Below are 14980 nucleotides of genomic sequence, written 5' to 3'. Positions count from 1 at the left end.
CCAATTGGCAGATGGCCTCATGCGGACCCCTCTACCGTGTGAGCGTGAGCAGCAGTGGCCTCATCTACGCAGTCATCGTCGGGGCCTGGGCCGCCTATTTGGTGCCGATGTGGCTCCGTAGGCAGGACGAGCTCAATGAGGCCCGTCCGACGGAACGCTTCAGCACCGCCATCCGGCTGTTGTCCGGACGGGCGGGCATGGAGCGCCGTTACGCCAAGGGGCTGGAGGACCGAGAGCGCCCGGGGACTCCGGATGACCTGGCGGCACGTACCGCGCAGGGCGCGGAAGCCCCCGACGCCGGGGGTCGCTCCGCCGACCCCGAGTGCTCCGCGGCTCCGGAGCGCTACTCGGCCGACCCCGAAGCCGTCACCGACGCGATCGACGTCCGGGCGTTCGCCGAACCCGTGACCTTGCTCGCGCCCGCTCCCGCGGGCTTGGACGCGCCACCGGTGGGCGAGGTGGCCGCGGCCCCGGCCGTCGCGACCGGGGGCAGCGCGCTGGATCGCGGGCGGCGCGCGCGGGTGCTTGCGCGCCGTCGTCGCACCACCGTGATCCTCTTCGTCGCCTTCACCCTCGGCGCGGTCGTCGCGGCGGTCGGCGGACTCGCCTTCCTGTGGGCCCCGGCCCTCCCGGCCATACTGCTCAGCGCGTACATCGCCTATCTGCGCGCCCAGGAGCGCCGCCGCTTCACCTTCACCATGGACCAGCGCCGCGCCGAGCAGGCCGCGCAGCGGCTGCGGGAGCGCCGCCCGCGCAGCCATCCGCCCGACGACGGCCCCGCCGCCGACGACGGCCCCGCCGACCCGCCCGCCCCCGCCGAGGCCGAGCCCGCCGCTCCGGCCGCGTCCGCGCACGCGGCCGGGCGCCGTGCCCTGGTCGAACAGACGGATCACGCGGAGTGGGTGGACCAGGAGCGCGAGCGTGAGCGCGGGCCGGCCGCCGGGGAGGGCTGGGAGCCGGTGCCGGTCCCGCTGCCGACGTACGTCACGGCCCCCGTCGCCCCCCGCGCGACCGGCAGCGTCGACCTGGCCGCCCCCGACGCCTGGAGCTCCGCCCGCTCCAGCACCGTCGACCCCGTCCCGGCCCAGGACCCGGCACCGCCCGCCGAGCCCGGCGCCGGCCACGGCTCCATGGCCCCGTCCCGCACCTCCCGGGAGCGAGGCCGCACCCCCCTCTTCGACCAGTACGCGGACGAGGACCGGCCCCGCGCCGCCAACGAGTGACGTGCACTCCGTTGACCAGCGGGGAGCGGATTTCCAAGCACCCCGCGGGGGATGCTAGAGTTTCACTCGTTGCAAGGGCCTGTGGCGCAGACTGGTAGCGCACCTCGTTCGCATCGAGGGGGTCAGGGGTTCAAATCCCCTCAGGTCCACAGCAGCTCAAAGCCCCCGCCAGGGAAACCCGGCGGGGGCTTTTTGGTGCCGTACAGCAGCGAAGTACAGCAGCTACTTCCGATCTTGCTTACCCAGGTGCTTGCCGAGCCTCCGCAGCGCCTTACGGGTGGCCTCGGACGGGACGTGCGTGTAGATCTCCATGGTCACCGCGATCTTGCTGTGCCGGAGGATCTGCATCGCGATGCGCGGGTGCACGTCGAGTGCGGCGAGCAGCGACCCACAGGTGTGAAGCGTGTCATGCAGCCGTATCCGGCGGATGCCCGCCTTGGAGGACCGGTCGGCGAACGAGCGGTTGAAGTTGCGCGGCTCGATCGGGGTGCCGTAGCGGGTGGTGAACACGAAGTTCGAGTCCGTCCACAGCTCTCCGGCCGTTTGCTTGGCCGCTTCCTGCTCCTTCCTGCGCGCCCGGAGAGCGGCGACACAGATATCGGGAAGCGGCAGGGTTGCCGTGGAGGCTTCGGTCTTGGTCTCGTCATGCACCAGACGCCGACGGATGCGCTGAAGCTGAAGCTGCACCGTGACCTCCCCGGCATCCAGGTTGACGCCCTGCCAGGTGAGCCCGAGCACTTCACCGCGCCGGAACCCGAGGAGGAGGATCAGCACCCATGCCGCGTACAGCGGATCACGGGCGGCGCTGGCCGCTTCGAGGAACTTCCGGACCTCCTCCACGGACCAGGGGTCACGCTTGACCTTCCGGGCGGACCGCACCTTGACCAGACCCGCGACGTTCTTCGAAATCAGCTCTTCCGTCATGGCGTTGGTGAGCGACGAACGCAGGACGGCACGGGCGTCCTGGACCGTACGGCGGGACGGGACCCGATCGCAGCACCGGCCGACCGCGCAGCAACGAGGCTCCTCGCGCCGGGCATCCTTGCCCTGGGCGCAGCACTGGCACTGCCCCCGGGTGGGGGTCAACCGCAACCGGGGCACGGCAAGCTCCTGATAGCTGTGATCAGAGCAGCGAGAGATCCACGCACTGCTTCCGTTGCCAGAAGCCCGGCAGCACAGGGGAGTTCTGCCCCGGACTCGGGGTGGTTCGGACGATCTCCCCATGCGCCACACCCAGCGTTTGGGGGCATCGCTGGGCCCCCGGATGGTGTGTCCGGGGGCCCAGGCCGTCGAACGGCGGACAGGAACGGTGCACCGGGCGGTGACATCTGCGATGGCTTAATGCCGTCGTCTCTCCGCTCCTTGCACTTCACTCCTTACGAAATGGGAGTCGGGATTCTCAGGACTAGCACGTCCGATGAGCCCGCACTGCCGCGCTCCTGAAGAGGGCGCAATCGTCGTCGTGGCTTTCGTACAGCGGCGGCGGCCCATCGCAGTCGCTGTCGTGGCCCTTGTCGTGGCCGTGGTCGTGGCCCTTGCCGTGGTCGTGGCCGTGGCCGTCGTGGTCACCCGGAGTACAGGGGATTCCAGGACCACCCGGTCCGGGAGGTCCGGGAGGCCCGGGAGGCCCAGCCGGTCCAGCCGGCCCAGCCGGTCCAGCCGGCCCGGCCGGTCCCGCGGGCCCGGCTTGACCTGTGGGTCCAGCGGCTCCTGCCGGTCCTGCGGGTCCTGCGGGCCCTGCTGCTCCAGGTTGGCCGGGTGCGCCGGGTGCGCCGGGTGCGCCGGGTGCGCCGGGTGCTCCGGGTGCGCCGGGTGCGCCGGGTGCGCCGGGTGCGCCGGGTGCTCCGGGTGCTCCAGGTGCTCCGGGTGCTCCGGGCGGACCAGGCGGACCAGGCGGACCGGGCGGGCCAACGGCGCACGCTGCCCTCGTAATGACGTTGTCGTCCAGCGTGACCGCGCCATTACGCGCGAGGGCCCGGCCTTCGATCACTGCGCCGGTCTGCACCGTGATGGACGTCAGGGCCAGGATGTTGCCCTTGAAGAAGGAATTGGTTCCGAGCGTGGCGGAGCTGCCCACCTGCCAGAACACGTTGCATGCCTGGGCTCCGTTGACGAGCAGCACGTTGCTTGCTGATGCTGTGGTCAGAGTCGAGGCCATCTGGATGATGAAGACGGCGTTGGGGTCTCCCTGGGCGTCGAGAGTAAGTGTGCCGGTGAGCCCCAGCGACGACGATGACGTGTAGACGCCGGGCGTCAGTGTTGATCCGCCGAGATCGCCTGAGACGGAGGCTCCGGGGCCCCGGCTGGCCGCGTCGTTATAGGCGACCACGAGGTCGGACTTCGCCTGAGCGGCGGCGGCGTCGGCTGCGTGAATCGTCCCGTTGACGATCCCGGGCGGAAAGCCCGTCACCGCAGAACCCGGGCTCACCCCCAGGTCGCCATTGATGACGGAGGGGCCCGTATTGGTGACGGTTGAACCGGCCAGGACCGCGTAACTGGTGGCGGTACCCAGTTGCACGGGGGCTTCTGCGGCGCTTGCGGGGCTTGAGTGCATGGTGACCGCCGCCAGCAATGCCACTCCGGGGAGCAGGGCAAGGGCCCGCTTGATGCGAATGCGTTTACGTTCTCTGCCTGGTGGGGCGGACCGCATGGTGTCCACTGCCATGGCATGACCCTTCTTCTCGTGGTTGAGCTCAGTCGCCCCGGCAGGGGACCTCGAGCGCGCTCGTGAGTACTGGTCAGGCGAGAGCCGCCCCCTGCTGCGCATCGACCTCTGCGGGCGCCGCCCAAGCAGGGGACCGCAGTTCGGCTGCCCACGGCAGGTGGTGACGTACCGTTACTCACTTAGCGCATCAATAGCATCATAAGATTGAAAAAGCACCAAAGAACTGAAAGAGTGAATTAAGTGGATGATAAGAGTAATTCACCCATTCGCTCTGGTGTGTCGCCGGGCAGGTTGGGGCGAGGCATCGACGGGCTGATCACCGCATCTGCGTGACGAATTCCTAAGGCGGTGTCAGCGGGTGGTCGTACAGCAGGGAAGTACAGCAACCACTTCAACCACCGTCGATCGACATCAGCCCCAGCCGACCGACTGACCAGCCCAGCGGACCTCAGCGACCGCCCCGCCCGTAGTTCGCATCGAGGGGGTCAGGGGTTCAAATCCCCTCAGGTCCACCGCAGCTCGAAACCTCCGCCGGGAAAGGCGGATTCCAGGGGTCGTTGCAACATAGTGATCAACTGGCTGTGGCCAGGAGCTTGGCGAAGCGCTCGGCTGGGGTTTCCCAGCCGAGCGTTTTGCGTGGCCGGCTGTTGAGTTCGGGCAGCGACTGCGTCGAGGTGCTCGCGGGTGTGCCGGGACAGGTCGGTGCCCTTGGGGAAGTACTGCCGCAGAAGACCGTTCGTGTTCTCGTTCGAGCCCCGCTGCCAGGGGCTGCCGGGGTCGCAGAAGTAGACCGGAATGCCGGTGGCGACGCTGAATGTGTGGTGGCCGGCCATTTCGGAGCCCTGGTCCCAGGTCAGGGATCTCCTCAGGTGTTCCGGCAAGGTCTGGACCGTGCCCACCAGGGCATCGCGGACGGGGGCCGCGCTGTTGCCCTGGGGCTGGTGCACCAGCATGAGGTAGCGCGTGCTGCGTTCCACCAGCGTGGCGATGGCCGAGCGGTGGTCCTTGCCGACGATGAGGTCTCCCTCCCAGTGGCCGGGCACGGCCCGGTCGTCGGCCTCGGCCGGCCGGTCGCTGATCATCACCATGGGGTGTGTGAACCGCTGCTTGCGGCTGTGGGCCTGGCGCTGAGGACGGCGCACAGCGCGTCCGGTCCGCAGGGCCCGGGTCAGTTCGCGGCGGAGCTCTCCGCGGCCTTGGACGTATAGGGCCTGGTAGATCGTCTCGTGGACCACGTGCATCTCCGGCCGGTCGGGGAAGCGCCTGCGCAGAGCGTGACAGATCTGCTCAGGACTCCACCGTAGGGTGAGGTGGTCCTGGATGAAGTCGCGCAGTTCGGGGTTCTGACCGATCTTGCCGGGCTTGGGGCGCGGGCGGCGCTGTTCAGCGCGGCGTTGGGCGGCATGCGGCCGGTAGGCCCAGCGGGAGCGGTCCCCGCGCAGGGGCATGCCGTTGCGGCGTATCTCCCTGCTGACGGTGGACGGGCTGCGGCCCAGCTCGGCGGCGATGGCCCGGACCGTGGCCTTCTCCCGGAGCCGGTCGGCGATGTGGATCCGCTCGTCTTCCGTCAGATACCGGGACGGCCCCGGGGTCACCCGCACGGCATTCGCGGGTGGCCTCGGAGGCTTCTTACGCCCTTCGGGCCGGCCGTTGCGCCACTCACGACCGGTCCGAGGGTTGACCCCGACACGTCTGCACGCCTCAAGATTGCCGAACCCCAGCTGCATGAGCCGGAAGTATTCCTCCCGCTCCCGTTGCAGCTTGCGGGGCCCTTGCTCCTTGCGGCTCTCCCGGATCCTGAAGTCCATCGCATCCCCTGAACTGGGGTGTTGCGACGACCACTAGAACGGAAGAAATCCGGCGGGGGTTTCGCTTGTGCTGGATTAGCCTGCGGGCATGTTCACCTCAGCTCTTGCCTTCGCGGGGGTTGCCGCGCTCATCAATGTCACTCCGGGGCTGGACACCCTGCTCGTGCTGCGCACGTCGGTGTCCCATGGGCGGCAGGCGGGGTTGGCGGCGTCGCTGGGGATTCTCGCCGGGTGTCTGGTGTGGGGGTTCGCGACGGCGGTCGGGCTGACGGCGCTGCTCACGGCTTCGCGGGTGGCGTACGACATGCTGCGGGTCGCCGGGGCGGCGTATCTGGTGTGGCTGGGGGCCTCGGCGCTGTGGCGGTCGCGGCGGGCGGCGGCGGAGCCGGAGCCGGAGGCGGCGGAGCCGGGGCCGGTGGGTGGATCGGGGCCGCGCGGGTGGTGGGCGGCGTTCCGCGCGGGGGTGGGCACCAATCTGCTCAATCCGAAGGCGGGGGTCTTCTACATGAGCCTGATTCCCCAGTTCACCCCGCACGGTGCCTCGGTGTTCACCTCGACCCTGGTGTTCACCGCGATCGACATCGTCGAGCTGGCGCTCTGGTACTGGGTGGTCTCCGGCGCCGCGTCCGCGTTGAGCGAGCGGATCCGGCGGCCGGCGTTCCGGCGCCGGATGGAGCAGGTGAGCGGGGTGGCGTTCTTCGGTTTCGCGGCGAACCTCCTCGCGGAGGGCGGGCGCAAGACGGCCTGACACGGCCGCACATGGCGCAGTTTTGAGGTGGCGTCCGATGTCAGGGATTCGTGCTGACACCGTTCCTGTTGTGTGCGGGCCGTGAGACAGGTGATGGCCCTGGCGAGAGGCCCGGGCATAGTGGGTGCGTCCTGGATGGGACATGGCGCGAAAGCGCCGTCGCTTGAATTCCGCACAGCAGAACAACAGCACCACAGGGGGATAAGGCGCCATGCCATTCATACGCTCTTCCACCGCGGCGGCCGCCGCGGTGGCCGCACTGCTCGTGGCTACCGCGTCGGCCTGCGGGCCGAGTGAGGACAAGGCCGGTTCCGAGTCGACGTCGCCGGCCGCTGCCGGTCAGCAGGGGGGTGATGACGGGGTCAAGCTGCCGGAGGGCGTTCCGACGAGTCTGGACGACCTGAAGAAGTGGAAGCAGGGCGGCTGGAAGGACTGGGACAACTGGGCGCGCGACGCGTCCGACTTCGCCAATCCCGTCATCAAGAACTTCTGGCAGCCGTCCCGGATGTCCAAGGCGAAGGACTCGCCCAACACGCTCTCCGCGCAGAGCGCGGGCGAGGACCGGGCCGCGACCGATCCGGAGCCGCCCGCCGTACCGGCCAAGCAGGTCTCGCGGCCGTACCACCGGAACATGGCGCCGGTCGGGAGGGTGTTCTTCGACAGCCCCGAGGGGCCGATGGTCTGCTCGGGCACGGTCGTCGAGGACCCGGCGCACCCGGGGAAGTCGAACCTGGTGTGGACCGCGGGCCACTGTGTGCACTCCGGCAAGAAGGGCGGCTGGATGCGCAACATCGTGTTCGTGCCGTCGTACAACGACAACGGGCTGTCCGCCGCCCGCACGGAGACCGCGGCCCAGCGTGAGGTCACCCCGTACGGCGTGTGGTGGGCGAACTGGTCGCAGACCTCGTCGCAGTGGATCAACACGGGCGGCAAGACGGGCAACGTGGGCTCCGCGTACGACTTCGCGGTGCTGCATGTGAAGCCGGAGAACGGCGGCGGCAAGTCGCTGCAGGAGACGGTCGGGGCCGCCGCGCCGGTGTGGTTCGGGGCGCCGTCGGCGGACAAGGTCAGCTCGATCGGGGCGTACGGCTACCCGGCGGCGCCGCCGTACGACGGCGCGAAGATGTACAACTGCACCAGCCGGCCCGGCCGGTTGTCGTTCGCGCCGACGACGCCGACCATGTACCGCATCGGCTGCTCGATGACCGGCGGCACCTCCGGCGGTGGCTGGTTCGTCAACCGCGGGGGGAAGACGGTGCTGGTGTCCAACAGCTCGATCAGCTCGAACGAGCACACCTGGCTCGCCGGTCCGCATCTGGGGGCCGAGGCGAAGGGTGTGTTCGACGCGATGAGCAAGAAGTTCGCCGCGCAGGGATGAAGCGGCTGACGGAGGAGGGAACCCGCTCCGGCGACGGGGCGGGTTCCGCCGTATGGACCGTGCGGCCGCATCACATCGCCGCGTTCGGCTTCACGCTGAGCGGCGCGGCCCTCTACGAGCGGCTGCGCGGCGGGCGCGTCTATGTGCTGTGCGACGCCTCGCCCCACCTCGGCCGCCTCACCACCGTGGCCCTCTGCCTGGTGGCGGCGGCCGCGGTGCTGGCCGTGGTGGGCGCCTGGGTGGTGCAGGAGAAGGCGCCGCGCCACCGCGCGGTCCCCTGGGGCTTCCTCGCCGTGATCGCCGCCCTGATCGTGGCGGCGGACGGGGTCGACGCCCACGGCGAGCGCGAAGCGGCCGTGATCGCCGCCCATGACGGTTTCGACGGCGTCGGGCGATGCGACGAGGCGACGCGGATCTACGAGGCGACGCCCGGCTGGTTCTTCTGGTGAACGGCGGCGTCGTCCGGGAGCGCGAGCGGCTTGCCGAAGCAGCGGCTCAGCTCGTCGAAGCGGTACAGCCCGAACTTCGTCACCGGCACATAGCCCGACGAGGTGTACAGCGCGATCGCCTCGGGCTGTTTGACGCCGGTCTCCAGCACCATACGGGTGCGGCCCGCCGCCCGGGCGCTGTCCTCCAGCGCCGCGAGGATCAGCCGGGCCAGCCCGCGGCCGCGCGCCTCCCGTACGACGAACATCCGCTTCAGCTCGGCGTCCCCGTCCTCGTACCCCTCGTCGTTCCGGTCCTGGCTGCGCCAGCCGCCGGTCGCCACCGGGCGGCCGGTCTCGTCGTAGGCAATGAGGTAGAGACCGCGGGGCGGGTCGAAATGAGCGACGTCCAGGGGCGTCATGTCCCCCTCGTCGTCGTAGCGCTCGGCGTACTCCGCCTGCACCTCGTCGTTGAGACGTACCGCGTCGGGGTGATCGAAGCGCACCGGTCGGATCTTCACGCGGGGGATCGTACTTCCATGCGACGGGGGCGGCATCGGATTTTCCATGTCGTATCGTGCCGTAGTGCTCTCCGTGACGACCGTGAATGTGAACGGGCTGCGTGCCGCCGCCAAGAAGGGCTTCGTGCCCTGGCTGGACGGTACCGCGGCCGATGTGGTGTGCCTCCAGGAGGTGCGCGCCGAGCCGCGCGAACTGCCCGAGGCCGTGCGCGAGCCGGACGGCTGGCATGTGGTGCACGCCCCGGCGGCGGCCAAGGGCCGGGCGGGGGTGTCGGTGTACGCGCGGCGCGAGCTGGAGGGCGTCCGGGTCGGCTTCGGGTCCTCCGAGTTCGACGGCAGCGGCCGCTATGTGGAGGTCGATCTGCCGGGCGTCACGGTCGGCAGCCTCTATCTGCCCTCCGGTGAGGTCGGCACCGAGCGGCAGGACGAGAAGGAGCGCTTCATGGCGGAGTTCCTTCCGTACCTCAAGGAGCTGCGCGAGCGGGCGGCGGCCGATGGGCGCGAGGCGCTGGTGTGCGGCGACTGGAACATCGCCCACCGGGAGGCCGACCTGAAGAACTGGAAGGCCAACCGGAAGAAGTCCGGGTTCCTGCCGGAGGAGCGCGCCTGGCTGTCGCGCGTCTTCGAGGAGGGGGGTTACGCGGACGTGGTGCGCGCGCTGCACCCGGATGTCGACGGCCCGTACTCCTGGTGGTCGTACCGGGGGAGGGCGTTCGACAACGACGCGGGCTGGCGGATCGACCTGGTTTGCGCAACGCCGGGTCTCGCCGCCCGTGCCGTGAAGGCGTACGTGGAGCGGCCCGCTACATACGAAGAGCGCTGGTCGGACCATGCTCCGGTGACAGTCGTGTTCAACCGCCAGGCGTCCCCGTGATGCTCCTCAGCCGCCGCCTCGCCCGGCGCGATTCCCGCACCGGGCCGGGGCGAACCAGGGCGGTCTTTCGCGTCAGTCGTGTCAGGCGGGCTGCGTCGGCGGAGTCGTTCCGGCTGCGGCACCAGCGTGTGCTGGTGCCGCAGCCGGAACGCTAGAACCGCGGGTCGAGGAACGAGCCCCACGTGTAGGTGCCGGACGAGTTGACCACCGAAGTGCGGCTGGTCGCGGCCGCGTCCCAGTCGGAGTTCTCCGGCAGCAGGGTCGAGGTGTGGATGTAGTCGCCGTCATCGGGGTTCAGACAACTCTGCCAGCGGTACCAGCCGGCGCCGAGAGACATGTCCCGCGTGACCCACTGGTTCCCGCCGATGCGCAGCCCCCAGTTGTAGCTGCCCCTGGCCAGGTAGATGCGGCGGGACTCCGTACAGGCGAGATCTCCGCCTCGGGGGTTGGACGTCAGGTACTGGGTCCGCAGGACCCAAGCCGTGTCCGCCGACGGCGCCGCCGCCGCGGTGCCGGGCGCGACCATCGCCGCCATGCCCAGCGCGATCAGCAGGGCGGTCAGGATTCGCCTTCGTCGTTTCATCACGTTCTCCTTCCGTGGTCGGCACTGTCTGCGCCGGCGGAGCCCAGGCCGCCTGGTCCGCTCGGATCCGAGCCGGTCGGCTGGTGCCCCGCTGCACCGATTCCAGCGGCCGCCTGGTTGTTCGGAAACCTGCTCCCCGCCCTGAACAAACCACGGCGCGCCCGAGAAGGGGCGGGCTCGCCGGGCGGGCGCTGAAGGCGGTCGTGGAGCGGGCCCGCGCGTACGACCGGCGGTGGAGCGACCACGCCCGGTGACGGTCACGTACGGCGCCGCTCACTGATCCGGCGGCGGGCGCCCGGGGTCCTCCGCGCGCCGGTCCGCCCGTTCCGCCAGACCGGCCCGCAGCCGGCGGTCCATGGCCATCGACAGCTCGGCGTCCACGGCGCTCTTCGCGAGGGGGCGCAGCCGCTCCACGGTCTCGCCGATCTCCTCGCCGCGCGTGTCCGCGTCGGTCAGCACATGGCTGATCAGCAGTGTGGCGAAGGTCTCGGCGATGGCGTCCACATGCTCCCGGACCTCGCGCCCGGCCGCGAGGACGGCCGACAGCGGGATGCCCTGGGCGACCAGGGCGCGCGAGGCGTCCAGCAGCCGGCGGCTGATGTGCACGATGTCGTCGCCGTCGACCGCGAGATAGCCGATGTCGAGGGAGACGGTGAGGTTCTCCGCGGTGGCCTCGTCGTCGAAGTAGTCGGCGAGGGCCTGCGGGGTGAGCCGGACCGGGGTCTCCTCGGACCAGGCCGGAAGGCCGCCGTCCAGTCCCAGCAGCTCGCCGACGTCCCGCCGCCCGCTTTCGAACGCGGCCATCAGCTCGGCGATCCCGCCCAGGGTGTGACCGCGCTCCAGCAGGGCGGTGATGGTCCGCAGCCGGGCCAGATGATGGTCGTTGTACCAGGCGATACGGCCTTCCCGGCGGGGCGGCGGGATCAGCTTGCGCTCCCGGTAGAAACGCAGGGTGCGCACGGTGATCCCGGCTCTCTCGGCCAGTTCCGTCAGCCGGTACTCGCGTACCTGGTCCGCTTCGCTCATCGCCACAGCAGCAGCCTATGTCGACGGCGGTCGCGTGTGACCGTCGGTAACTCGGTTATCCACAGCCCCTACCGCTCGCCGGATCCCTGTCCTACGCTCCCATCGTGCCAGTGAACACTGGCGCGGTTGCGGGCGGTTCAGGCCGTCCAAGCTCAGACAGTTCAAGGCGGTTCGAGCGGCGGGAGGCGGCGGCATGGCGGCTGGGCTGACGGATGAGCACGTGCGGGTGGCGGTGATCGGGTCCGGATTCGGAGGGCTGGGCGCGGCGGTGAGACTGCGCCGCGCCGGCATCACCGACTTCGTGGTCCTGGAGCGGGCCGACGCGGTGGGCGGGACCTGGCGGGACAACAGCTATCCGGGCTGCGCCTGCGACATCCCCTCCCACCTCTACTCCTTCTCCTTCGCCCCCAACCCCCACTGGCCGCGCGCCTTCTCCGGGCAGCGGCACATCCGGGCCTATCTGGAGCGGGTCGCCGACACCTTCGGGCTGCGGCCGCATCTGCGCTTCGGCGCCGAGGTGCTGGCCCTGCGCTGGGACGGGGCGGCCCTGCACTGGGAGATCGAGACCGCGCGCGGGCCGCTGACCGCCGATGTCGTGGTGAGCGCGACCGGGCCGCTCTCCGACCCGAAGATCCCGGACATCCCCGGGCTCGACGGCTTTCCCGGCAAGGTCTTCCACACCGCGCGCTGGGACCACGGCTACGACCTGCGCGGCAAGCGGGTCGCGATGGTCGGCACCGGTGCCTCGGCCATCCAGATCGTGCCCGAGATCCAGAAGGAGGCGCGCAGGCTCACCCTCTTCCAGCGCACCCCGCCCTGGGTGCTGCCGCGCATGGACCGCCGGATCACCGGCGCCGAGCGCTGGCTGCACAGCAGGCTGCCGGTCTCCGGGGCGCTGCGCCGCGGGCTGGTGTGGGGGATCCGGGAGTTGCAGGTCGGGGCCTTCACCAAGCACCCGGCCGAGCTGGGGTTCGTCGAGCGGCTGGCCGGGGCGCACATGGGGCGGGCCATCAAGGACCCGGTGCTGCGGGCCAGGCTGACCCCCCGTTACCGCATCGGCTGCAAGCGCATCCTGCTGTCGAACGACTACTACCCGGCGCTCGCCCAGCCGCACGTGGAGGTGGTCGGCGGGCTCAAGGAGATCCGCGGCACCACGCTGATCGGCTCCGACGGCACCGAGACCGAGGCCGACGCGATCATCTTCGGGACCGGCTTCCACGTCACCGACATCCCCATCGCCCAGCGCGTGACCGGGGCGGCGGGCACCACGCTGGCGGAGGAGTGGAAGGGCGGTATGGAGGCGCTGCGCGGCGCCAGCGCGGCGGGCTTCCCCAACTTCCTGACGATCATCGGGCCCAATACCGGGCTCGGCAACAGCTCGATGATCCTCATCATCGAGGCCCAGCTCAACTATGTGACCGACTATCTGCGGCAGTTGGACGCCCTCGGCGGCAAGGTCGCCCTGGATGCCCGTCCGGCGGCGGTCCGCGCCTACAACGACATGGTCCAGGAGAGGATGAAGCGCACGGTGTGGAATTCGGGCGGCTGCGACAGCTGGTATCTGGACAACGGCCGCAACACGACCCTGTGGCCGGGCTCGACCAGCGAGTTCAAACGGGTCACCCGGCGGGTGCGGCTCGCGGAGTACCACGTGCTGCGGCAGCGGACCGGAGCCGCCCAGGGCGCGGAGTCCGCCGCGGGGAGGGGTTCGCGATGAGGCGCGCCCGCTACGTCCCCTCCGGGCCGTACGCCCCGCCGGCCGGCGCGCACGAGCTGACCGTCACCTCGGCCGACGGCGTCCGGCTGCACGCGGAGCTGCACGGGCCCGCCGACCCCGCCGCTCCCGCCGTCGTCCTGGTGCACGGCTGGACCTGCTCGACCGCGTTCTGGGCACCGGTCCTGCGGCAACTGGCCGCCGACCACCGGGTGATCCTGTACGACCAGCGCGGCCATGGCCGCAGCGCCGCCCCCGGCCCCGGCCCCGGCGGCTACAGCACCGAGGCGCTGGCCGACGACCTGGAGGCGGTGCTGGAGCAGACCCTGGAGCCGGGCCGCCGGGCCGTGGTCGTGGGCCACTCGATGGGCGGGATGACGGTGATGGCCGCCGCCGGCCGTCCGGCGTTGCGCGAGCGCGCCGCCGCGGTGGTGCTGTGCAGCACCGGCGCCTCCCGGCTGATCGAGCGGGCGCGTGTGGTGCCGCTGCGCTCCGATCGGCTACGGGCGCGGATCCATCGCGCGATCCTCGGCGCGCGGGTCCCCATGGGGCCGGTCACGCCTCTCGCCAAGCGCCTGCTGCGGTACGGGACGATGGGCCCGGGTTCCGCCCCCGCCATGGTGGAGGCGTGCGCGCAGATCGTGCACGCGTGCCCTCGCGCCGTGCGCGCCGCCTGGGCGCATGTCATGGGCGAACTCGATCTGGACGCCCGCGTCGGGCTGCTGACCATGCCCGCCGCCGTCATCGTCGGCAGCGCCGACCGGCTGACCCCGCCCGAGCACGCCCACGCCATAGCGGCCGCGCTGCCGCACTGCACCGGCCTCACCGAGCTGCCCGGCCTCGGCCATATGACCCCCGTGGAGGACCCCGGGGCGGTGAGCCACGTCATCCGCCGCCTCGCCGCGGACCACGGAGGAGCCCAGGGAGCCCCCGGGGCCGATGCCGTGCCCGATGCCATGACCGACGACGACCCCCACGCGGTCGGCGACCCCCACGCAGTCGAGGAGAAGACGACATGAGCACGCGCAGGAGTCTGGAGGGCCGGGTCGCGGTGGTGACCGGCGCGGCACGGGGAATCGGCGAGCTGCTGGCTCGCAAACTGTCCGCGCGCGGCGCCCGGGTGGCGCTGGTGGGCCTGGAACCGGAGGAGCTGAAGCGGGTGTCGGAGCGGCTGCCCACCGACTCCGGTCACTGGCACGCCGATGTCACCGACCCGGAGGCGATGGCCCGGGTCGCGCGGGAAGTGGTGGAGCGCTTCGGCGCGGTGGACATCGTCTGCGCCAACGCCGGAGTGGCCACCGGCGGTCCGTTCCTCGACACCGACGAGACGGCCTGGCGGCGGGTGGTCGAAGTCAATCTGCTGGGCAGCGCCACCACGGCCCGCGCCTTCCTGCCCGCACTGATCGCCAGCCGTGGCTATCTGCTGCAGATCGCCTCGCTCGCCGCGATCGCGCCCGCCCCGATGATGAGCGCGTACTGCGCGTCCAAGGCGGGGGTCGAGGCGTTCGCGCACTGTCTGCGCGCCGAGGTGGGCCACCGGGGCGTAGGGGTCGGGGTCGGCTATCTCAGCTGGACCGACACGGACATGGTGCGCGGCGCCGACCGGGACGAGCTGATGCGGGAGTTGCGATCGCGGATGCCCTGGCCCGCGGGGCGTACGTATCCCCCGGGTCCGGCCGTGGACCGGCTCGTCGCCGGGATAGAGCGCCGCTCGGCCCATGTGTACGCGCAGTGGTGGCTGCGCGGGACGCAGCCGTTGCGCGGCTGTCTGCCCGCCCTGATCGGGGCGGTGGGGCGGCGGGAGATGCGCAGGGTCGAACCCCGGTTGGCGGCCACCCGCGGGCAGCGCGGCCATCTCATGGGCGAGGGTGGCGCGGCGGACGATCGGGCGCGCACCGCCCGTACGCAGCGTGACCGGTAACTGACTGTCAACCGTGCTGACCTGGGAATTCGATGGGTGGGGTCGATCGAAATGCGGAGTATGTCCCTGCGTGTAACTCTGGTCGGGCCCGATC

Annotated in this window: 13 protein-coding genes, 1 tRNA gene and 2 pseudogenes; 10 read left to right on the top strand and 6 right to left on the bottom strand. The window is 70.9% G+C overall.

All coding sequences use genetic code 11. From position 1 onward, the window contains the following. The first annotated feature begins 11 nt into the window (after positions 1–11). Positions 12–1223, top strand: a complete 1212-nt coding sequence (glpR, locus tag ASC60_RS08890) for a gephyrin-like molybdotransferase receptor GlpR (protein WP_055548540.1) — start codon at positions 12–14, stop codon at positions 1221–1223. Between the two features lie 75 nt (positions 1224–1298). Next, positions 1299–1372, top strand: a tRNA-Ala gene (locus tag ASC60_RS08885). A 73-nt stretch (positions 1373–1445) separates the two neighbouring features. Here ASC60_RS08885 and xerC read toward each other — a convergent pair. Then, on the bottom strand, positions 1446–2324 hold the full coding sequence (gene xerC / locus ASC60_RS08880) for a tyrosine recombinase XerC (RefSeq protein WP_234356847.1): 879 nt from the start codon (positions 2322–2324) through the stop codon (positions 1446–1448). A 657-nt stretch (positions 2325–2981) separates the two neighbouring features. Here xerC and ASC60_RS42690 point away from each other — a divergent pair. Further along, positions 2982–3155, top strand: coding sequence for a hypothetical protein (locus ASC60_RS42690; RefSeq protein WP_234356874.1), 174 nt, complete (start codon positions 2982–2984; stop codon positions 3153–3155). Between the two features lie 55 nt (positions 3156–3210). On the opposite strand, the pseudogene ASC60_RS42685 reads toward ASC60_RS42690, so the two are convergent. Both ASC60_RS42685 and ASC60_RS08870 read right to left on the bottom strand, forming a co-directional pair. Continuing rightward, positions 3211–3777 (bottom strand): annotated as a pseudogene (locus ASC60_RS42685) (ice-binding family protein); the annotation flags it as partial. A gap of 682 nt (positions 3778–4459) precedes the next feature. Next, positions 4460–5696 (bottom strand): annotated as a pseudogene (locus tag ASC60_RS08870) (IS30 family transposase). Between the two features lie 88 nt (positions 5697–5784). Between ASC60_RS08870 and ASC60_RS08865 the strand changes: the two are divergent. The 3 genes from ASC60_RS08865 to ASC60_RS08855 all read left to right on the top strand — a co-directional run bounded on the left by ASC60_RS08865 (position 5785) and on the right by ASC60_RS08855 (position 8271). After that, positions 5785–6444, top strand: coding sequence for a LysE family translocator (locus ASC60_RS08865; protein ID WP_055548538.1), 660 nt, complete (start codon positions 5785–5787; stop codon positions 6442–6444). Between the two features lie 211 nt (positions 6445–6655). Beyond that, positions 6656–7822 (top strand): serine protease, encoded by a 1167-nt coding sequence (locus tag ASC60_RS08860; RefSeq protein ID WP_055548536.1) that lies wholly within the window; start codon positions 6656–6658, stop codon positions 7820–7822. After that, the gene (locus tag ASC60_RS08855) at positions 7819–8271 is read left to right on the top strand and encodes a hypothetical protein (protein WP_055548534.1); all 453 of its coding nucleotides are present in this window, start codon (positions 7819–7821) and stop codon (positions 8269–8271) included. The genes ASC60_RS08860 and ASC60_RS08855 overlap by 4 nt, the downstream gene beginning before the upstream one ends. Here ASC60_RS08855 and ASC60_RS08850 read toward each other — a convergent pair. After that, entirely contained in the window at positions 8238–8768 is a 531-nt protein-coding gene (locus tag ASC60_RS08850; RefSeq protein WP_055548532.1) for a GNAT family N-acetyltransferase, read from the bottom strand. The genes ASC60_RS08855 and ASC60_RS08850 overlap by 34 nt on opposite strands. A gap of 64 nt (positions 8769–8832) precedes the next feature. On the opposite strand from ASC60_RS08850, the gene ASC60_RS08845 reads away from it, so the two are divergent. Continuing rightward, a complete protein-coding gene (locus ASC60_RS08845) occupies positions 8833–9642 on the top strand; it encodes an exodeoxyribonuclease III (RefSeq protein ID WP_055548530.1) in 810 nt (269 codons plus the stop codon). Between the two features lie 151 nt (positions 9643–9793). On the opposite strand, the gene ASC60_RS08840 is transcribed toward ASC60_RS08845, so the two are convergent. Both ASC60_RS08840 and ASC60_RS08835 read right to left on the bottom strand, forming a co-directional pair. Then, positions 9794–10225, bottom strand: a complete 432-nt coding sequence (locus tag ASC60_RS08840; protein ID WP_055548528.1) for a hypothetical protein — start codon at positions 10223–10225, stop codon at positions 9794–9796. 273 nt (positions 10226–10498) lie between these two features. Further along, complete coding sequence (locus ASC60_RS08835; RefSeq protein WP_055548527.1) at positions 10499–11251, bottom strand: MerR family transcriptional regulator; 753 nt, start codon at positions 11249–11251, stop codon at positions 10499–10501. A 193-nt stretch (positions 11252–11444) separates the two neighbouring features. Between ASC60_RS08835 and ASC60_RS08830 the strand changes: the two genes are divergently transcribed. From ASC60_RS08830 to ASC60_RS08820, 3 genes are read left to right on the top strand one after another with little or no spacing between them, the layout of a single operon-like run. Next, positions 11445–12968, top strand: a complete 1524-nt coding sequence (locus ASC60_RS08830; RefSeq protein ID WP_199830897.1) for an NAD(P)/FAD-dependent oxidoreductase — start codon at positions 11445–11447, stop codon at positions 12966–12968. Continuing rightward, complete coding sequence (locus ASC60_RS08825; RefSeq protein WP_055548525.1) at positions 12965–13984, top strand: alpha/beta fold hydrolase; 1020 nt, start codon at positions 12965–12967, stop codon at positions 13982–13984. Before ASC60_RS08830 ends, ASC60_RS08825 begins: the two co-directional genes overlap by 4 nt. After that, positions 13981–14886, top strand: a complete 906-nt coding sequence (locus ASC60_RS08820; RefSeq protein WP_055548524.1) for an SDR family oxidoreductase — start codon at positions 13981–13983, stop codon at positions 14884–14886. Before ASC60_RS08825 ends, ASC60_RS08820 begins: the two co-directional genes overlap by 4 nt. Positions 14887–14980 lie beyond the last annotated feature (94 nt).

It is taken from the genome of Streptomyces sp. NBRC 110028, assembly GCF_001417735.1.
In the GTDB taxonomy this organism is placed as follows: Bacteria; Actinomycetota; Actinomycetes; order Streptomycetales; family Streptomycetaceae; genus Streptomyces.
This window is presented reverse-complemented; position numbering and strand designations above follow the sequence as displayed.